The following is a 19219-nucleotide window of genomic DNA, read 5'->3' as shown; positions in this document are numbered from 1 at the left end:
CTCGCTCCGAGACCGGAAGGTTAATGGACTGCCGATGATAACGGATTCCCTACTCCGGTTTAAAGATCCCAATGACATTCTCTGCCGGCGGGGTTTCAGACTGTGACTGCTGTGCCGAATCCGGAAGCCGACTCTCATGGTAATCGCAGCTGACACATTCCACTTTGTCAATATTGTTTTCACGCCAGACCCGCAAGGTATCTTGGCGCTGACATTTGGGGCACGCCGCCCCAGCAATAAAGCGCTTTTTCACAATTCCATCCTATTCATCTCGGTTCCAACTCTGGTGGCGCTCAATATCACCACGCATTTCCCGATCAAAGATCTCTTCCAATTCTTTACGCGCCTCTTTCACGCGTGAAGCGGCGGCCACATCTTCATTATGCTGGGGTAAGAGGTCTTGCAATACCCGCATATCCAATTTTCGGAACAACACCTCGGCACGTTTTGCCTTGTAAGGATGCATGCCTAAGGACTCTAACGTCTGTCGGCCTAAATCAAGCGCGCCAAGAAATGTCTCCCGCGACAAGGTTTCGACGCCTAAGCCCATGAGCTGATAAGCCTCCACCCGACTTCGTGCTCGCGCTAATATCTTTAAGTTAGGGAAATGCCGCTGACAAAGATCAACAATCTCCATCACTTCATCCGGCGAGTCGGTGCAAATCACAATCGCCTCTGCGCTTTGCGCCCCTGCCGCCCGAAGCAAATCAAGCTGCGTCGCATCACCGTAATACACATCATACCCGAATTTGCGTAACAGTTTGATTTGGGTGGGATCACGTTCCAAGATGGTGACACCAATTTTGTTGGCAAACATCAATCGACCAACCACTTGACCAAACCGACCGAAGCCCGCGATGATGACGCGCGCATCATGTTGATCAAATTGCGTCTGTGTCGGTAACTCCTCGGGTTCATTAAAGGTGCGTTCAAACCAGCGTTGCTGCAAGGTAAGCATCAAAGGCGTGGTCATCATCGACAGACTCACCACCACCAGCAAGAAGGCATTCAATTCTTGGCTGAGTAACCCTTCTGCGCGTGCCGCCGTAAAGATCACGAAAGCAAACTCACCGCCTTGGCTAAGCAACACCGCCATTTGACTGCGCGCTTTAGGTGCCACACCAAATAGACGCGCGAGCAGATAGATAAGTAACGCCTTACCACACACCAGTGCAAGTACCGCACCGAGCAAGGTCAGCGGATATTCCAGCAATAGACCGAGATCCACCGCCATCCCAACCGCAATAAAAAACAGCCCCAGCAACAATCCTTTAAAGGGATCGATGGCGGTTTCGAGCTCGTGGCGATACTCACTCTCCGCAAGCAGCACACCCGCAAGGAACGCACCTAACGCCATCGAGAGACCCAACTGCTGCATCGCAAGCGCAATACCAATCACCAAGGCCAGTGCCGCCACGTTAAACAGCTCGCTGACCCCGCTCATGACCACCAAACGGAATAGAGGCCGAAGCAAGAAATGCCCGCCGACCAACAGCGCGCCAATCCCCACAAACATCCATAGCACATCTAACCAGCTGCCGAGACTGCCTCCTGCCAGTGCAGGCATCACAGCCAACATGGGGATCACCGCGATATCTTGGAATAACAGAATCGCAAACCCTGCTTGACCGGATTCACTGCGCATAAGGCGCTGATCCTCCATAATTTTCATCGCAATGGCAGTGGAGGAAAGCGCCATGGCCATGCCCACAATAAAGCCCTGCCGTTCCGTCAGGCCAAACATCACCCCAACAGCACCTATTACCAAGGTGGTCACCACCACTTGGCTACCACCCAGCCCCAGTATCGGGCGGCGCATTTGCAGCAGTTTTTTAGGGTTCAGTTCCAAGCCAATCAGAAATAGCAGCAATACCACCCCGAATTCAGAAAAATGGAGAATAGACTCCACATCGCTGATAAGCCCGAGTCCCCAAGGGCCAATCACGATGCCAGCCATCAGATAGCCTAATACCGAGCCCATTCCTAACCGCTGCGCGAGTGGGACGGCAATGACCGCCGCGAGCAGAAAAATAAAGGCCGCAGACAGCAAGTTATGCTCCATGCTCACCTCCCGCATGGGCGAGCGGATCACGAATCCAATCGGCATACAATTCCGCAAACGCATCCCGATCAGCATCACTAACACGGCGTGCCCAATGCAAGACCAACGGCGGAAGCCACTCCATACGGCAAAGAGCTGCGGTCAGCTCAAACGGCTGGAGAAGCTCTTGCATCGAGTACTTGTTGTATCCGCTTTTGGTGAACGCCTCAGCCGCCCCTCCAGTAGTGACGACAAAACGGCAGGTTTTTCCTGCTAGCGCATCCCCTCCCTCGCCATGTGCAAAACCTTTGCCTAGCACCACATCAATCCATTCTTTCAACAACGCCGGACAGGAATACATTTGTAGCGGGTGCTGAAAAACAATCACATCAGCTTGTTGTACCCGTCGGCGCTCATCGTGCACATCAACCACAAAGTCGGGATAGGTTGCGTAAATATCGTGAACGGTCACGTGCGGAAAAGAAGAGATAGCGGCAAGCAGACGTCGGTTCGCCACCGACTGATCAGGGTCGGGATGGGCAAAGATCACCAACACCGACGCGGGGTCTTGGTGTGCATCCTTGTCATTGGGCATAGGCATCCTTGTTATCACGGCAAGAGTCAGTTTTCATGCTTGTTTTTAACCTTAACACACAAAACACACAACACAGATCGCGCCAGTTAGGCCTACTAACGGGGAAATTTGGCAATCCCCGCACCAAGCTGGTATAACGACGACGCACCCAAACCACACTAGCGCACTGAATAATCATGATTAGCTTTTCTGACATCCAATTACTGCGCGGTGGCAAGCCACTGCTCGATCACACCTCAGCCACCATCCATCCCGGCGACAAAGTCGGATTGGTCGGAAAAAACGGCTGTGGCAAATCTAGCTTGTTTGCGCTGCTTCGCCACCAGCTGACGTTAGATGCGGGCAGCTATCATTATCCTAGCCAATGGCAAGTAGCATGGGTGGCACAAGAAACACCCGCACTGGAAAAAAGTGCGCTCGAGTATGTCATTGATGGCGATGCTGAATACCGTGAACTGCAGATGGCCTTAGCGGATGCCGAACAACGTGATGACGGTCATGCCGTGGCGACCTTACACGATAAACTGGATGCCATTGGTGGCTACAGTATTGAGGCGCGCGCCGCCAGCTTGCTCGATGGTTTGGGCTTTAGTCAGGCGCAAATGCAATGGTCCCTCACGCAATTTTCGGGCGGCTGGCGGATGCGCTTAAACCTTGCCCAAGCACTGCTGTGTCGTTCCGACCTCTTGCTACTTGATGAACCAACCAACCACCTCGATTTAGATGCCGTGATGTGGCTGGAAAAATGGCTACAGCAATACCCTGGTACCTTGGTGCTGATTTCCCACGACCGTGACTTTCTTGACCCTGTGGTCAACCGCATTATTCATATTGAGCATCAACAGCTGAATGAATACACGGGCAATTATTCCGACTTCGAGCAGATGCGGGCGCAGAAGCTGGCGCAACAACAAGCGCAGTTTGAAAAGCAAAAAAAGCAAATTGCCCACATGCAATCTTACATCGACCGCTTTCGTTATAAAGCCTCGAAGGCGCGCCAAGCGCAAAGCCGGATTAAGGCACTGGAGCGGATGGAAAAGGTGTTGCCAGCGCAATACGATAATCCGTTTAGCTTTACCTTCTTCAACCCAGATGCGCTCCCAAATCCTATCTTGATGATGGACAAGGTCGCAGCGGGGTACGACAAGACGCCGATTGTGGAAAACATCCGCCTCAATCTAGTCCCTGGCGCGCGTATTGGTTTGTTAGGCCGCAATGGTGCGGGGAAGTCTACGCTGATCAAACTCCTTGCTGGCACCTTACCAGCCATGGCCGGTGAGCTCAGTTACTCCCAAGGAGTAAAAATTGGCTATTTTGCGCAGCATCAACTTGATACCTTGCGTATTGACGAGACCCCACTGCAGCATATGAATCGCCTTGCGCCCACCACAGCCGAGCAAACGCTACGTGACTTCTTAGGGCGCTTTGGCTTTCAGGGTGATAAAGCGCTTGAGACCATTGGTCCCTTTTCGGGAGGCGAGAAGGCACGCTTGGTATTAGCGTTATTGGTGTGGCAAAAGCCTAACCTGCTGCTGCTTGACGAACCGACTAACCACCTTGATTTAGATATGCGCCAAGCCTTGACGCTTGCCCTACAATCGTTTGAAGGGGCGATGGTGATCGTAAGCCATGATCGCTTTCTGCTGCGCGCGACCACCGACGATCTTTATCTTGTCGACAACGGCGCGGTGCAACCCTTTGACGGTGACTTACACGACTACCATCGCTGGCTTGGCGAGCAACAGCGTGCCGACCGCGCGGAAAGTAAAAAACAAAACGCCGATGACAAAGCCGCCCCCCAGCAACGTCAGGTCGATCGTAAGGCACAAAAGCGTCGCGAGGCCGAACTTCGCCAAAAAACCGCGCCACTTCGTAAAAAAATTGACAGGCTAGACACAAAAATCGAACAGCTCTCTGCCATTATTGCCGATGCAGAGACCAAACTGGCCGACCCAACAATTTATGGCGCAGACCAAAAAGCCCAACTCGCGGAACAATTACAACGCCAGGCTGATGCCAAATCAGCGATGGAAGAGGTAGAGCAAGAATGGATGGAGCGACAGGAAGAACTGGAAGCCATGGAGGCGGCATTCAATCAAGCCTAATTCCCGGCCAAGCGAATGCAGCCGACCTGTGGCAGTTTTGTTTGCAACACTATGGCAAGCAAGACGTCAAACAGGCGTGTCTTAAATTGCAAGATCAGCATCAGGGCAACGTCAACCTTGCCTTGTTGCTGGCTTGGTTGGAAAGCCATGGCTATGGCCTTGCCCCAGAGAGCCTCAGCCAACTTAAACAATCGCTCAGCCGCTCTGAGCATTTGCTGATTGCCTACCGCAACCTACGTCGCGATATCAAACCGCGCGTTGGCGCGGGACAATATAAAAAAATGCTGAATTTCGAGCTCAGCCTCGAGAAGTTTCAACAACAAGACCTCATCCACGCTTTGAATCAACAAACATGGCTGACCGAGTCGCCCTCGCCGTTGGCGTATTATTGCCGTCAGCTCTCGCCCTCAGCCAAATCGCTCTATCCCGCCCTTCGCGCTGGTGTGGTCAAAGACGATGAGCAAGGAGACGCTGATGACGCCCTTTGAACCGATTCCCAGCGCCCGTAATCCTCATCTACAAACCATCATGCCACGGCTGATGCGGCGGCAACCCGTGATCTCTCCTTTATGGCAGCAGCTGGATTTACCGGATGGTGATTTCGTCGATCTCGCTTGGACGCAGACGCCTCAACCCGGTCAACCGATAGTGGTCCTTTTTCATGGCCTCGCTGGCAGTTTTCATAGCCCGTACGCGAATGGATTACTGGCTGCTTTTCAGCGCCAAGGCTGGTGCGGTGTGGTGATGCACTTTCGTAGTTGCAGTGGCCGCTTAAATCGTGTCCCGCGCACTTATCACTCAGGCGAGACACAGGATGCGCGCTATTTTTTGACCACATTACGCATGCGTTATCCTCACCATCCTATTCATGCCGTGGGCGTATCGCTAGGCGGCAACATGCTGGTGCGCTATTTGGCAGAGTATGCGGACGATCCGATTGTCTCCAGTGGCTGCGCAGTGTCACCCCCCTTAGACCTTGCCGCCTGCTCGTTACGCATTCAACAAGGGTTCTCACGTGTCTACCAAGCGTACCTGCTTCGCTCAATGCGGCAAACCCTGTCAGATAAGCTTACGCGACACGCCCAAGTAGGTCGCTGGCAAGCTGGCGAGCAGCCCCGTATTTCGACCTTATTCGAGTTTGATCAAACCGTCACCGCACCACTGCATGGATTTGAGGACGCACATCATTACTACCAGCAATGCAGTGGCTTATCCGTGTTGCCTGCGATCCGCGCCCCTTTGACCATCATTCATGCCAAAGACGATCCTTTTATGACCGACGCGGTGATCCCAACCACGCCATTACCGGCCAATATACGCTATCAACTCACTGACCATGGCGGGCATGTTGGGTTTGTCACTGGCCGTTGGCGTGCACCGCGTTTATGGTTGGAAGAGGCAGTGCCCGCGTGGATAGCTGAGCAACTCGACACCTGATGCCCCAATCCTCACGATAAATTGTGATTAAATCGACATAGATACACTGCACCTACACGCATAATTCGGTAAAATGGGAGCTAATTCACAACCTAAGCATGGAGATGGCGTCCGTGCCATCCCGATGTCAGCAAAAGGTGATGTAGTATGATGGTTCCATGGCAATCTGTGCCAGCCGAGACCTTGACCAATTTAATTGAACACTTTGTGTTGCGGGAAGGGACAGATTACGGTGAGCAGGAAGTCAGCTTTGCTGAGAAAGTTGAACAAGTGCGTGAACAATTAAAATCCGGCGACGCCGTGATTGTATACTCTGAGCTGCATGAGACAGTGGATATTCGTCGTCAGCGCGATCTCAGACCGTAACACCGCCTCCCCTTGTGGGCTGCGGTGTAAATTCAGACTGATCAATGACAGGGCTCGTCATGTCGGCTAAACACCCAATCATCGCTGTGACCGGTTCATCCGGCGCAGGCACAACCACGACCTCCGAAGCGTTTCGTAAGATGTTCAATATGATGAACATCAAAGCCTCTTGGTTAGAGGGCGATAGCTTTCACCGCTTCACGCGGCCAGAAATGGATGTTGAGATCCGTAAAGCCCGTGAACAAGGTCGTCATATTAGCTACTTTGGCCCCACGGCCAACGACTTCCCACGCCTTGAGCAATTTTTTAAAGAATATGGCGAACAAGGCACAGGTAAATACCGTCGTTATCTACACACCTTTGATGAAGCCGTGCCTTATAACCAAATGCCGGGCACCTTCACCCCCTGGCAAGATCTGCCTGAAAATACCGACGTATTATTTTATGAAGGCTTGCATGGCGGGGTGGTGGATGGTGACGTCAATGTCGCCCAGCATGTTGATTTACTGATCGGCATGGTGCCTATCGTTAACTTGGAGTGGATTCAAAAGTTTGTCCGCGATACGCGCGACCGAGGCCATTCCCGCGAGGCCGTTACGGACTCCATTGTGCGTTCCATGGACGATTACTTGCACTATATTACGCCGCAGTTTTCTCGCACGCATATTAACTTCCAACGCGTCCCAACCGTAGATACATCTAACCCACTGAATGCAAAAGGGATCCCGTCACTCGACGAAAGTTTTGTCGTGATCCGCTTTCGTGGCATGAAGAACGTCGATTTTCCTTATTTACTGCAAATGATCAGTGGCGCCTTTATGTCTCGGCACAACACGCTGGTCGTGCCCGGCGGTAAAATGGGATTTGCGATGGAGCTGATTATTCGCCCCTTGATCCAACAGTTGATTGAGAAAGGCAAGATAGGTTAAGCGCCGTAGCGCACTTAACGTGTATTACTTCTCAGGTCGTGATCTTAGCCACATTTTTGCCGAATTTTTAGGCGGTTGGCTTAGATCAAAATCAAGAAATCCAGATAGAAAAAAGATACACTCTTGTTAACATACAGTGAGCTTGTAGCCTGCGCCAAGACCTCGTATTCTGTGCATTGGACTGATGGGTTTCCATTCAGACAAAGACAGGACGTCGTTGCCGGGCAACACATGCAGAGGAAATAAGTTATATGGTTCCAGGAAAACCTCAAACAGACCCTACACTCGAGTGGTTCCTTTCACATTGTCATATTCACAAGTACCCGTCCAAAAGTACTCTGATCCATGCAGGGGAAAAGGCGGAGACCTTGTACTACATCGTGAAAGGTTCTGTGGCCGTACTAATCAAAGATGAAGAAGGCAAGGAGATGATCCTGTCTTACCTTAACCAAGGTGACTTCATCGGCGAACTTGGTCTGTTCGAAGAGGACCAAGAGCGCACCGCATGGGTACGTGCGAAATCACCTTGCGAAGTGGCAGAAATTTCATTCAAGAAATTCCGCCAGCTGATCCAAGTTAACCCAGACATTTTGATGCGCCTATCCTCTCAGATGGCGCGTCGCCTGCAAGTGACCAGCCAGAAAGTGGGAGACCTTGCCTTCCTGGACGTGACCGGCCGCATTGCGCAAACCCTACTGAACTTGGCGAAGCAACCTGACGCCATGACTCACCCTGATGGCATGCAAATCAAGATCACGCGTCAAGAGATTGGTCAGATTGTTGGCTGTTCGCGTGAGACGGTTGGGCGTATCCTTAAAATGCTGGAAGAGCAGAACCTTATCTCAGCTCACGGTAAAACCATTGTGGTTTACGGCACACGCTAATCCTCGCGTGTTGCGACAAAACCGGCGCTTTTGCGTCGGTTTTTTTATTTTTATTGACTGGAAACTCATTACCTAAGTTCTACACTTCAAAAACGACCCATCTAACAACTGATTAACAGGATGTCGTTTATGAGAAGCTTACGTCACACCCTTGCTGCATTGCTACTCGCGGCAGTCTCTTCAACTGCTGCGGCGAATATCACCATTGTCCACCCAGAACCACGGGCTGGCTCTGCCCTCGATTTATACGCTATCGACTTGATTGAGTTTTTAGCGGAAAAATCGGGTGAGTCTGTCACGTTACAGCCCTTTCAAGGCCAAATTGGCTCTCAATCTCGTAAAGTGGAAATGCTGAAACAAGGACGACTGACGGTAGATTGGCTCGGGGCCGACCGTACCCTTGAGTCAGAGTTACTTCCCATCCGTTATCCAGTTTTTCGGGGTCTATTAGGCCATCGCTTGTTCATTACTAATCAAGCCACCGAACCCAAGCTTGCACAAATCAGTGACCAAGCAGGGCTCAATAATCTGACCATGATCCAAGGGCAAGGCTGGGCCGATGTGAAGGTCTTGCAGTCAGCGGGATTTCGGGTTCGAGAAATTTCAAGCTTTGAGAATATCTTTAAAGCCGTCGATACCGGACGGGCCGACCTCTTCCCGCGTGCGCTTATCGAACCTTTTAGCGAGCTGGCAGAGCGACCTCAATATACAAATCTGTTGGTTGATCCGCACTTAATGCTAATCTACCGCTTCCCAATGTTCTTGTTTGTATCGCCCCAAAACCCAGAGGTAGCGAGCATGCTCAACGATGCCTTTGCGGCCGCCTATCAAGACGGATCCTTCATCGAATTTTTTGAGAATGCCCCTCTGGTAAAAGAGACCTTTGAGAAAGCCAATATTGGTGAGCGCACATTTATTCGGGTCGACAACCCACATCTGAGTAATGAGACTCAGGCAATTGACGATAAATTCTGGCTCGATATTGAAAGTCGCTAAACACCGCCAACCAAAAAAGGAGAGCATCGCTCTCCTTTTCTTCTCTCACCACTATTGATGCGTACTTTCAAAGATTTTATCAGCCGAGGCGGCGACAAAACCTTGATAAAGTTCACCGTCCGGAAGCGGATACCGTTTTGCAAACTCGTAGAAACCACCCGGAATATCATGGCGTGCATCGCTAAATTGCACCGGCACGCGATCAGCCATCGTCGAGGATTGCTCCAAAAAGACTGATGCATCCCCTTTGACCTCCCCGCCAGATTCATTAATGGTAAACCCATTTTGGCGCAAGGTATCGTTGACCGCTTGACAGTTATCATGGTTATTCAGCTGATTCACACTGACGGTAAAGTGGTTCGCCCCATAGCCATGCGCTGCCACCCAAGCTGCATATTCACTTTCATCCGCTAACGTCTTGTAGGTTTGCCAATCCAACTCCCACAAACGTCCTTGATGAAGAAAATCGCTCCCTTTCAGCGCATCATCATCCACATTCGCCACTAAGTCGCGCACGATAGATTGCAATCTTGTCGAGCATTGGCCCACCATCAATTCACTAATAAACACTTTCGGCATCAAGGGATCGGGATGCTCGTAGTGACGTGCGTTGAGCTTCTTCGCTTCAAAGGTGTACTCACCTTTCGGCTCATAACCCAAGGCAATAAAAGGACGGGCAAGCTTGTCCAGCCCTACATTAGGCAGTGCAAAGGTGCGCAGTGCAATGTGATCATTGATCAGGGGTTGGCCTTCTTCGAGCAACCCGTGCACTTTCTGCGCAGAAGGGCAAAGACGCTGGGTGTAGTCTTGCCACAATCTGTCAAATAACGCTTGGCAACTATCCATGTTGTTCTCCTTAATCAAGAGGCGTGATCCCCGGCGCAAAGCTCTCGGGCAAGGTGACCTGCTCGCCTTCCATCGATGCCATAGGGTAGGCACAATAATCGGCGGCATAATAAGCACTAGGACGTAGGTTACCCGACGCTCCCGGACCACCAAATGGTGCATCCCCACTGGCACCGGTCAACTGACGATTGCGGTTCACAATACCGGCGCGAATATGGTCAAGGAAGTATTGCCATTCACCATCGTCGTCACTGATAAGGCCTGCCGATAAGCCATAACGGGTATCGTTCGCTTTCGTCAATGCGTCGGCCATATCGGTATAACGCTGCACCTGCAACAAAGGACCGAAGTATTCTTCATCGGGTAACTCGGCGATCCCGCTAACATCAATGATCCCCGGCGAGATCACGGCATCATGACGATGTTCACAAGCTACGACTGGCTTGCCACCGAGATCGATCAGTTTTTGCTGAGTGGCTAAGATCCCTTCGGCCGCCGCCACAGAGATCTGTGCGCCCATAAAGGGCGCCGGATCATCGAATTGGCCGCCCACACGGATCGTTTTAGTCCACGCAGCCAAGCGCGCCAAGATCTTGTCACCCGCCTCCCCTTCAGGAAGAAGCAGACGACGTGCACACGTACAACGCTGACCGGCACTGAGGTAAGCCGATTGAATAATGGTGTAAACCGTGGCATCCACACCACTGTGTTTATCACTGATAACCAGTGGGTTATTGCCCCCCATTTCCAATGCCAGCATTTTGTCCGGTTGGCCGGCAAACTGGCGATGGAGGATGTGTCCGGTGTTGGCACTCCCGGTAAATAGAAGGCCATCAATACCTCGAGCTTGTGCTAGCGCTTCGCCGGTATCACGGCCCCCTTGCACCAAGTTAATCAGCCCAGCAGGTAGACCGGCTTCTAACCAGTAGCCAAGGGTTTGTTCAGCCACTTTAGGCGTCAGTTCAGACGGCTTGAAAACCACACTGTTTCCGGCCAATAGTGCCGGGACAATATGGCCATTAGGCAAGTGACCGGGGAAATTATACGGCCCAAACACTGCCATCACACCAAGGGGACGATGACGCAGTACAGCTTGCGTGCCATTGACGTCTTTTTCCCGCGATCCTGTACGTTCATGGTAAGCGCGCAGCGAAATGGCAATTTTACCCACCATGGCGCCCACTTCGGTTTTGGTTTCCCAAAACGGCTTACCGGTTTCTTCAGCGATGGTACGCGCCAGATCGTCGGTATTGGCTTTCACAATTTCAGCGAAGCGTTCTACCAAGGCTTGGCGCTCGGCAAAATCGGTATTCCGCCAAGTAAGAAAGGCTTGTCGTGCCGCGCTTACCGCTTGTTCAACCTGCGGTTTCGTGGCTTCATTGCCTTGCCAAATACAACGGCTATCAAAAGGGTTTAGCGAAGTCATGACGTCGCCTTCACCCGGCGTCCATTCACCATTGATCAAATGGCCTGCGGTTTGATGTGTCATCCTTACTCCTCCATCGCGATCAAACGGAGTCGATCGCCGTCTTTAACTTGCAGCGCTTCGGCAACCTCTGGCGCAATCACAACGTGATTGGTTTCCGGATCAAGTGCCGCTTTCGCCGCAGTCGCGCGGAAGCCCGCAAAATCGGTATTCGAAATTAAGTAGTGCTGAGCACTGCTGTGCTCACGCACGCTAGCAGTCGCATTAAATGAATGGCGGACCGATTCAATATTGTGGCGCAAACACTCGACTGTTGGACCGGCATCAAAGATGTCGACATATCCTCGACACGAAAAGCCTTCTTTCTCCAACAGACGCAGTGCCGGCCGTGTTTTCGGGTGCACTTGTCCAATCACGGCACGCGCTTCTTCACTCAACAGACTGACGTAAATCGGCAACTTAGGCATTAAGTCGGCAATAAACCCTTTCGCACCGATACCGGTTAGGTAATCGGCCAAAGTAAAGTCAATCGAAAAGAAGTTGTCCTTAAGCCACTGCCAGAAAGGCGAATTGCCATCATCATCAGACACGCCACGCATTTCGGCAAACACCACATCCGCAAAGCGCTCAGGAAACTCGGCGAGCATCAAGAAGCGACATTTGGAAAGCAGTTTACCGTTGAGGCCACCCCGAAACTCAGGACGCAAAAACAGGGTGCAAATTTCCGTTGCTCCGGTGTAGTTGTTGCCAAACGTCAGCACTTCAACAATGTTATGGACATTGAGCTTGCGCGATGAATGCACCACTTTGGTTAAGTGATAACTATAAAAGGGGTTATCGAGACCGATTGCCGCCTCGATCCCTGTGGTACCTGCAACCTCGCCCGTTTCGGTATCTTCGGCTACCATCAGGTAGCCTTCCATGCCAGGGCTAGTGACTTGCTTGGCAAAGCTTTCTAGCGAATTGTTGATACGTCCTTGTAGCAAATCGGCATCAACCGGCAATGAGGTAAATCCATGACCGGACTCTTCCGCACACAACATCAGTGCATCAAAATCTGACGCACGGATAGGCCGAATAACTAACATCTCAAATCCCTCCGAGTGTAAAGGCCGCCTTATGCAGCAACGACCTTCGCAATAGCACGATCAAGGCGCGCCATACCTTCTTCAATATCCGCTTTGGTAATCACCAATGATGGGGTGAAACGCACCACATTCGGGCCCGCGACCAGCACCAGCAAGCCTTCCTCACCTGCCGCCACTAAGATGTCACGCGCACGCCCTTCCCATGCTTTGTTTAGTGCCGCGCCAAGCAACAAACCTTTACCGCGCACTTCACTGAAGATGCCGTATTTATCGTTGATCGCTTCTAGGCCATCGCGGAACCACTGTTCGCGCTCAATAACACCGTCAAGGACCTCAGGTTTGGTCACTTCGTCCACCACCGCTTCTGCGACCGCACATGCTAAGGGGTTACCGCCATAGGTTGAGCCATGCGTCCCCGGTTTCATGTGTGCCGCCAGGGCTTCGGTGGTCAACATGGCACCGATCGGGATCCCCCCACCCAGTGATTTAGCGGTGGCTAAGATATCGGGAGCGACGCCCGATTGTTGATACGCATAGAAGGTGCCCGTACGGCCGTTACCGGTTTGCACTTCATCGAAGATCAGCAAGGCATTGTGTTTGTCACACAGTTCACGTACACCTTCCAAGAAACCCGGCTCCGGTGGAATAATGCCGCCTTCACCTTGCAGTGGCTCCATCATCACAGCACAAGTGCGATCAGAGATATGATCAGCCAGCGCGGCTAAATCATTGTATGGCAGGTGGGTAATATCTCCCGGCTTAGGACCAAAACCGTCAGAATAAGCAGGTTGACCGCCCACGGTGACCGTGAAGAAGGTGCGACCATGGAAACCTTTGCTAAACGCAATGATTTCGCTTTTGTGCTCTCCGTGTTCTTCTTTTGCCCAGCGGCGTGCCAACTTTAGTGCTGCTTCGTTCGCTTCGGCGCCAGAGTTTGCGTAGAAAACACGATCCGCAAATGACAACTCAGTGAGGCGCTTTGCGAGACGCAATGCAGGTGCATTCGTCATGACGTTGCTTAAGTGCCAAAGCTTTTGAGCTTGCTCAGTCAACGCATCCACCATGACGGGATGACAATGGCCCAAACAGCTCACCGCAATCCCACCCGCAAAGTCGACGTACTCTTGCCCTTCTTGGTCCCAAATGCGGGAGCCTTTGCCGTGATCTGGGATCATGGGCATCGGGTTGTAGCAAGGTACCATCACTTCATCAAAGAGTTTACGTTCTACTTTTTTGTCCATCGTCATCACTCAATCCTTCTGTGTTTTTTCCATGACGCATAGTATTTACATTATTTTAACCGCGGCAATAGCAGATTATTTTTTCTTTTCAGCAGAATAACAAATACCATGCAGATTAGAGATATAGTTATGCACAAAGTGTGAGGCGAGAGAAGCGCCTAATCAGCAAGGCTGAGATGACTGTAAGGCATGAGTGGTGCGGGATGACGGTGATGGCTGCATAAGGTTGCAGCCACTGATAATCACGTCAGAAAAAACGAAATGTGAAAATAGTGATAAAGATCGCTATTTTTTGTAACTATTGCTGTAAGAAATTCGCCAGTAAGTCATGGCCGTGTTCAGTCAAAATGCTCTCCGGATGGAATTGTACCCCCTCAATTGGCAGGGTTCGGTGCTTCAATCCCATAATGATTTGGCGACCATCGGGCTCAGTGGTGGTCGCTGTCACGGTCAAACAATCAGGCAGGGTTTGCGGGTCAACCACCAACGAGTGATACCGTGTGACGGTAAACGGACTGGGTAAGCGGTTAAATACCCCTTGATGATCATGTTCGACCAAAGACGTCTTACCGTGCATCACCGTATTGGCGCGGATCACCGACGCACCAAAGACCTGTGCAATGGACTGATGGCCAAGACATACGCCTAAAATCGGTATCTGTCCGGCAAAATAGCGAATGACCTCGAGAGAAATCCCCGCCTCATTCGGCGTACAAGGACCAGGAGAGATCACTAAATGGGAGGGCTCCATCGCCTCAATGTCTGCGATAGCCAACTCGTCATTGCGTTTAACACACACGTCCACGCCTAGTTGGCAAAAGTACTGATAGAGGTTGTAGGTAAAGGAGTCGTAATTATCGATGATAAGAAGCACTGTGCTGCGCCATCCGATTGAAAACCGGAATGATGCTAACACAGTGCCTGACAAGCGTCATCCGCGGGCGGTGTTGCCACTGCCCGCAGTGATTAAATTAACGTAGTTGGCAACGGAAGCCGGTGTAACGGACCGACATAGGCTGACTCGCCGGCGCACTGCCACAATGGACGGGAATCAAACCCAGCGCTTTCACAGTGACCTCGATACGATCATCTTTATCAAGCTTCAGCCCTTTTACCAATGGGCTTTGCGTATCAAAGGTGCGTTGTGAGCGCCATTTCATCCAAGCGTGATCAGGACTTTTTTGTCCATTCAGCATCGGAATAATCGGCAAAATACTGCGGTTATTAATGGTAACCGATACAGGCACAACCGGATCCGGATACGCCAAAGACACAATTACAGGGTCGTGATCTGACGAAGAGAACGGGTTGGTCGATTTCACCAAATCCCCAGTGTACTGACGACTGTATTCGAACAAGGTACTTTCAACCGAGTTAATGTGCCAGTCTTCCACACCGACGACTTTTTCCGCCAAGCTAGCGCTGGCGATGGCATGGTCGAGACTCCCCAATTCACCCGAGTACGAGTAGGAATAGGCTTTATCCCCCAATCGCGCCGTGGCGAGGTTGATATAGCCCAGGCCTTTCTCTACCGCTTGTGCGGTCGGATGCATAGGTACACCGCGAATTTCCGTTCCTGCGGCTGTCATGATATCGCGCTGGTTAGGCTGACGTTGGTAGTCGGTTAATACACGGACCGGATCTTCTTTCGCGTACGCATTGAGATCGCCAAGGATCAATACGTCTCCATCCAGCTGCTGCAGACGATCGCGTAATGTCACTGCCGCGGAGACACGGAAAGCATTACAATGTCCTTGTAAATCTGCTGTATCCGTCTCGAATTCACCCGCGATCCAATCTTCATAACAGCCTGATCCTTTCGACTTAAAGTGGTTAACCACAATGTGTAACGGCTCGCCATTAATGCTAAACGCTTGCAGCAAGCTGTCGCGTTGATACTTGTTAAGCTCACGCGTTTCGCCCTCAGGGTTTTCACCACTTATATGCTGCTCGGGCATAGCAACCGCTTGTGCGTCACCGGCTAACGAGACTTTTGCAGGGCGGTAAATCATGCCGACCATGATCGCATCAGAGCCAAAAAACGCGCCTTGATTTTTCACCGCATCGCTAGGTTCAACAAACTGATAATGGTCTGCAGGATCCGCAAACTCTGCGTTGAGGTGGGTCACCAAATCGGCAATGGCGCTTCCAGCTTCAAACCCATTGTTTTCAAGCTCCATCAAGCCAACGATATCAGCATCCATCGCGCGGAGGGCATTGACAATCTTGGTACGTTGGAGCTCAAACTCAGCGGCGGTTTTAGCACCTCGGTTGCAACCACGCTTGGCGTCCGCATGGTCGCGATCTTTACAGGTGACATTTAAGGGACCACCAATGGCGCTGGCACTGGTGAAATAGTTGAGTACGTTAAAGCTGGCCACTTTAATGTCGGTATTCGGTACCGTCGCGGGCGCATCTTGACGATCGTGACGGTGCACAATATCACCGGCGGTAATGGTGTTAGTCGCCACTAAACGGTACTGATCGTAGCTAAAGCCCATCACGCCAGACAAATGCTCAATACGATCGCCAATACGCAAATAGCCTTGCTCAGCGTCGAGTCCCGGAAAATAGGGAATTTGTCCGTCTTTGGCTTTTTGATCACTTTCGATATAAAGCTGATTCGCCGCATTGTTCGCCGCAAGCGCTTTCGCTTCGTCGGTTAACGCTGGATAAAGTTGCGTGGGTTTAAATAAAGGGGTGCGGTGCGTTAACACCATATTGTTGCGAAACGCGTCGTAGTCAAAGCCAAAATTACGGGTGATCACCAGTTCACTGTCCGCGTCCATGGTCACATACATGCCTTCGTAACGCTCAAGTGCATCCTTTAACGACTCACCGTGATCCACACGAATGGCAGTCGGAGCCAACGGACCATAATACGGGCCCTTAGCGACTTGATTATCGGTCACACCCAATTGCGTATGACCATAATACTCTTTGACCTTACCACTGGCACATAAGGTGTCACCGGGCTGCAAATTAAGGGTATCAGCGTCCCGCAAGTACACAAACAAGCCATCGGACGTGGCGCGATTGCCATCCCCTTGAGGATCTTGAATCCAAACCCCTTTATAAAGGCCTTGGGTCACCGCAGTGACGACACCTTGTACCGCATAGGTTTTATCGGAGCTGTATTTGCCCGCTGGGACCAATGGGCTGCGATCACCGTCACCTTGGATCGCATAAATGGGCGTGGTGGGCGTCATGCCGCACTGGTAGGTTTGCTCGAGGGGGGCTTTGGCGGCCGCGGGCATGGCGAGTCCCGCCATCATCAATGCTAGCGGCGACCACATCAGTGGCTTTTTCATACCTGTTCCTTCACGTAGTTTGAGTGATTACTCGAATTTCGCGCGCATTATTAACGATGGATACACAGAATGGCGTGATTTGGCTCGCATCAGAAACAGTTACTATTGATGGACTTATAAGAAGTGAGAGTTGGGTTCCGGTCTGATCAAAAAAGCAGCGGTCTATGCCGCTGCTTTTTTATTCCGTCATATTCGTGTGCTACACGCGTGGAACAAAACCCACTGCGTCATACACTTTACGCAAGGTTTGCTGTGCGCGTGCCGATGCGTGCTCAGCACCTTTTTGCATCACACTGTCGAGCAGCGCGCGATCAGCGCGGTACTCATGATAACGCGCTTGGAGAGGTTCGAGCATCGCCACCACCGCTTCAGCAGTATCCTTTTTCAGATGGCCATACATTTTGCCTTCGTAGGCTTTTTCTAGTGCGGCAATCGACTCACCGGTCGCCCCGGACAGCAAACCAAGCAAGTTAGAGACACCTGGCTTTTGCTCGATATCAAAATGGACACGCGGTGGCTCTTCCGAGTCGGTAACCGCACGTTTGATTTTCTTGGCAATGGCTTTGGGATCTTCGAGCAAACCAATCACGTTATTACGATTATCATCCGACTTCGACATTTTCTTGGTTGGATCTTGCAGGCTCATCACCCGTGCATTCACATCAGGAATGTAAGGCTCAGGCATGGTAAAGACATCACCGTAACGATTGTTAAAGCGCGTGGCAATATCACGGGCAAGCTCTAGGTGCTGCTTCTGATCATTACCTACAGGCACTTGATTGGTTTGATACAGCAAAATATCTGCCGCCATCAGCACTGGATACCCAAATAGACCGGCGTTGATATTCTCAGCATGACGCTGCGATTTGTCTTTAAACTGGGTCATACGGTTCAGCTCACCCATTTGGGTGTAACAGTTCAATACCCAGCCCAATTGCGCATGCTCTGGCACGTGCGATTGTACAAACAAGTTACTTTTCTCAGGGCTCACGCCCACCGCCAAGCACAACGCCAACGCATCCAAGGTTGCTTCGCGTAACGCATCCGCATCTTGATGAACGGTAATCGCATGCAAATCCACCACACAGTATTGGCAGTCATAATCATCTTGCATCTGTTCCCACTGACGCAGCGCGCCTAGATAGTTACCGATACTTAGTTCACCCGAGGGCTGCACACCACTCAGTACAATGGGTTTTGAAGATTGACTCATGATGATTAGGTTCCTTTACGCGTTGCCCAACCGGGCGGTAGTTATGTTGCTATATAATCGTTATGCTTGGTGGCTGGCGACCACGGCTTGTAGCTCACTGAATGAATCCAGCACATAGTCAGGACGGCTATCGCTAATCGGTTCACCGTAGTTGTAGCCATAGGTTAACCCGACAGAAGCGATGCCCGCATTCTGGGCTGCCAAAATGTCATTTTTTGAATCACCGACCATCAACATTTGTGCATTGGTTAAGCCATGCTTGTCTCGCAAATGGTGCAACCCTTCTGGGTTTGGCTTGTTGGTCGGTAGGCTATCGCCTCCCAACACATCGGTAAACAAGGTGGCTAATCCTAAATCTTCTAGGATGGCGGGCACAAATGCCACGGGTTTGTTTGTCACGACACCCAGTTGATAACCTTGCTGATGCAGCGCGACCAAGGTGTCTTTCACGCCCGGATACAGCACGGTTTTTTCATGGCCGTTATTGTCGTAGTGGAAGTTAAAACGCTCGCGGGCACGAGCGACCAAATCGGCATCCAAGTCAGTGGCAAAATCATGACGACGCGACAGCGCACGACGGATCATAATATCGGCACCGTTACCAATCCAACCTGTAACTTGTTCCACCGTCACGGTGGGCATGTCCAAGTCAGCCAGCATCATCTGTAACGCTTGAGTTAAGTCCGGTACGCTGTCGACCAAGGTACCATCGAGGTCGAAGGCAATATAACGAAGGCTCAT

18 protein-coding genes are annotated in these 19219 nt (G+C 51.3%); 7 read left to right on the top strand and 11 right to left on the bottom strand.

Translation table 11 applies throughout. From position 1 onward, the window contains the following. Window positions 1-49: 49 nt before the first annotated feature. From BZJ19_RS03240 to kefG, 3 genes are read right to left on the bottom strand one after another with little or no spacing between them, the layout of a single operon-like run. Window positions 50-253, bottom strand: coding sequence for a YheV family putative zinc ribbon protein (locus tag BZJ19_RS03240; RefSeq protein WP_077455134.1), 204 nt, complete (start codon window positions 251-253; stop codon window positions 50-52). 9 nt (window positions 254-262) lie between these two features. Continuing rightward, complete coding sequence (gene kefB / locus BZJ19_RS03235) at window positions 263-2062, bottom strand: glutathione-regulated potassium-efflux system protein KefB (protein ID WP_077674595.1); 1800 nt, start codon at window positions 2060-2062, stop codon at window positions 263-265. Further along, entirely contained in the window at window positions 2052-2636 is a 585-nt protein-coding gene (gene kefG / locus BZJ19_RS03230) for a glutathione-regulated potassium-efflux system ancillary protein KefG (RefSeq protein ID WP_077674594.1), read from the bottom strand. The genes kefB and kefG overlap by 11 nt, the downstream gene beginning before the upstream one ends. Before the next feature lie 176 nt (window positions 2637-2812). Here kefG and BZJ19_RS03225 point away from each other — a divergent pair, with 176 nt between their 5' ends. From BZJ19_RS03225 to BZJ19_RS03195, 7 genes are all read left to right on the top strand, one after another. Then, a complete protein-coding gene (locus tag BZJ19_RS03225) occupies window positions 2813-4741 on the top strand; it encodes an ABC transporter ATP-binding protein (RefSeq protein ID WP_077674593.1) in 1929 nt (642 codons plus the stop codon). Beyond that, entirely contained in the window at window positions 4684-5229 is a 546-nt protein-coding gene (locus BZJ19_RS03220; RefSeq protein WP_077674592.1) for a TIGR02444 family protein, read from the top strand. Before BZJ19_RS03225 ends, BZJ19_RS03220 begins: the two co-directional genes overlap by 58 nt. Beyond that, window positions 5216-6178 carry a hydrolase gene (locus BZJ19_RS03215; RefSeq protein WP_077674591.1) on the top strand — a complete coding sequence of 321 codons (963 nt, stop codon included), beginning with the start codon at window positions 5216-5218 and terminating at the stop codon, window positions 6176-6178. Before BZJ19_RS03220 ends, BZJ19_RS03215 begins: the two co-directional genes overlap by 14 nt. A 147-nt stretch (window positions 6179-6325) precedes the next feature. After that, window positions 6326-6544, top strand: a complete 219-nt coding sequence (locus tag BZJ19_RS03210; protein ID WP_069589565.1) for a YheU family protein — start codon at window positions 6326-6328, stop codon at window positions 6542-6544. A gap of 59 nt (window positions 6545-6603) precedes the next feature. Beyond that, the gene (locus BZJ19_RS03205; RefSeq protein ID WP_069589567.1) at window positions 6604-7473 is read left to right on the top strand and encodes a phosphoribulokinase; all 870 of its coding nucleotides are present in this window, start codon (window positions 6604-6606) and stop codon (window positions 7471-7473) included. Between the two features lie 251 nt (window positions 7474-7724). After that, on the top strand, window positions 7725-8357 hold the full coding sequence (gene crp, locus BZJ19_RS03200) for a cAMP-activated global transcriptional regulator CRP (protein WP_002535199.1): 633 nt from the start codon (window positions 7725-7727) through the stop codon (window positions 8355-8357). A 129-nt stretch (window positions 8358-8486) separates the two neighbouring features. Continuing rightward, complete coding sequence (locus BZJ19_RS03195) at window positions 8487-9353, top strand: type 2 periplasmic-binding domain-containing protein (RefSeq protein ID WP_077674590.1); 867 nt, start codon at window positions 8487-8489, stop codon at window positions 9351-9353. Between the two features lie 51 nt (window positions 9354-9404). Here BZJ19_RS03195 and BZJ19_RS03190 read toward each other — a convergent pair whose 3' ends face one another. From BZJ19_RS03190 to BZJ19_RS03155, 8 genes are all read right to left on the bottom strand, one after another. Next, on the bottom strand, window positions 9405-10199 hold the full coding sequence (locus BZJ19_RS03190) for a DUF1338 domain-containing protein (RefSeq protein ID WP_077455127.1): 795 nt from the start codon (window positions 10197-10199) through the stop codon (window positions 9405-9407). Between the two features lie 10 nt (window positions 10200-10209). Continuing rightward, window positions 10210-11688 carry a succinylglutamate-semialdehyde dehydrogenase gene (gene astD, locus BZJ19_RS03185; RefSeq protein WP_077674589.1) on the bottom strand — a complete coding sequence of 493 codons (1479 nt, stop codon included), beginning with the start codon at window positions 11686-11688 and terminating at the stop codon, window positions 10210-10212. Window positions 11689-11690: 2 nt separating this feature from the next. Next, window positions 11691-12713, bottom strand: coding sequence for an arginine N-succinyltransferase (gene astA, locus BZJ19_RS03180; protein ID WP_077674588.1), 1023 nt, complete (start codon window positions 12711-12713; stop codon window positions 11691-11693). A gap of 29 nt (window positions 12714-12742) precedes the next feature. Further along, window positions 12743-13960 (bottom strand): aspartate aminotransferase family protein, encoded by a 1218-nt coding sequence (locus BZJ19_RS03175; RefSeq protein WP_077455124.1) that lies wholly within the window; start codon window positions 13958-13960, stop codon window positions 12743-12745. Between the two features lie 292 nt (window positions 13961-14252). Beyond that, entirely contained in the window at window positions 14253-14828 is a 576-nt protein-coding gene (locus BZJ19_RS03170) for an anthranilate synthase component II (protein ID WP_077674587.1), read from the bottom strand. Between the two features lie 97 nt (window positions 14829-14925). Beyond that, entirely contained in the window at window positions 14926-17265 is a 2340-nt protein-coding gene (locus BZJ19_RS03165) for an ExeM/NucH family extracellular endonuclease (RefSeq protein WP_077674586.1), read from the bottom strand. A 199-nt stretch (window positions 17266-17464) separates the two neighbouring features. Beyond that, complete coding sequence (trpS, locus tag BZJ19_RS03160; protein ID WP_101494755.1) at window positions 17465-18478, bottom strand: tryptophan--tRNA ligase; 1014 nt, start codon at window positions 18476-18478, stop codon at window positions 17465-17467. A 60-nt stretch (window positions 18479-18538) separates the two neighbouring features. Continuing rightward, window positions 18539-19219: a phosphoglycolate phosphatase gene (locus BZJ19_RS03155; RefSeq protein ID WP_077674585.1), complete on the bottom strand. Its 681-nt coding sequence runs from the start codon at window positions 19217-19219 to the stop codon at window positions 18539-18541.

Origin of the sequence: Salinivibrio proteolyticus, from assembly GCF_001996165.1 — a bacterium.
GTDB lineage: Bacteria > Pseudomonadota > Gammaproteobacteria > Enterobacterales > Vibrionaceae > Salinivibrio > Salinivibrio proteolyticus.
Note: the sequence above shows the minus strand (reverse complement) of the source record. Positions and strands in the feature narration are given on the sequence as shown.

Bases quoted from the DNA above. Each gene is read 5' to 3' on its own strand.
- BZJ19_RS03225 (WP_077674593.1), top strand. From the start codon at position 2,813: ATGATTAGCTTTTCTGACATCCAATTACTGCGCGGTGGCAAGCCACTG.
- astA (WP_077674588.1), bottom strand. From the start codon at position 12,713: ATGTTAGTTATTCGGCCTATCCGTGCGTCAGATTTTGATGCACTGATG.
- BZJ19_RS03155 (WP_077674585.1), bottom strand. From the start codon at position 19,219: ATGAGCCTTCGTTATATTGCCTTCGACCTCGATGGTACCTTGGTCGAC.
- crp (WP_002535199.1), top strand. From the start codon at position 7,725: ATGGTTCCAGGAAAACCTCAAACAGACCCTACACTCGAGTGGTTCCTT.
- kefB (WP_077674595.1), bottom strand. From the start codon at position 2,062: ATGGAGCATAACTTGCTGTCTGCGGCCTTTATTTTTCTGCTCGCGGCG.
- BZJ19_RS03175 (WP_077455124.1), bottom strand. From the start codon at position 13,960: ATGACGATGGACAAAAAAGTAGAACGTAAACTCTTTGATGAAGTGATG.
- astD (WP_077674589.1), bottom strand. From the start codon at position 11,688: ATGACACATCAAACCGCAGGCCATTTGATCAATGGTGAATGGACGCCG.
- trpS (WP_101494755.1), bottom strand. From the start codon at position 18,478: ATGAGTCAATCTTCAAAACCCATTGTACTGAGTGGTGTGCAGCCCTCG.
- kefG (WP_077674594.1), bottom strand. From the start codon at position 2,636: ATGCCCAATGACAAGGATGCACACCAAGACCCCGCGTCGGTGTTGGTG.
- BZJ19_RS03190 (WP_077455127.1), bottom strand. From the start codon at position 10,199: ATGGATAGTTGCCAAGCGTTATTTGACAGATTGTGGCAAGACTACACC.
- BZJ19_RS03205 (WP_069589567.1), top strand. From the start codon at position 6,604: ATGTCGGCTAAACACCCAATCATCGCTGTGACCGGTTCATCCGGCGCA.
- BZJ19_RS03215 (WP_077674591.1), top strand. From the start codon at position 5,216: ATGACGCCCTTTGAACCGATTCCCAGCGCCCGTAATCCTCATCTACAA.
- BZJ19_RS03210 (WP_069589565.1), top strand. From the start codon at position 6,326: ATGATGGTTCCATGGCAATCTGTGCCAGCCGAGACCTTGACCAATTTA.
- BZJ19_RS03165 (WP_077674586.1), bottom strand. From the start codon at position 17,265: ATGAAAAAGCCACTGATGTGGTCGCCGCTAGCATTGATGATGGCGGGA.
- BZJ19_RS03220 (WP_077674592.1), top strand. From the start codon at position 4,684: ATGGATGGAGCGACAGGAAGAACTGGAAGCCATGGAGGCGGCATTCAA.
- BZJ19_RS03195 (WP_077674590.1), top strand. From the start codon at position 8,487: ATGAGAAGCTTACGTCACACCCTTGCTGCATTGCTACTCGCGGCAGTC.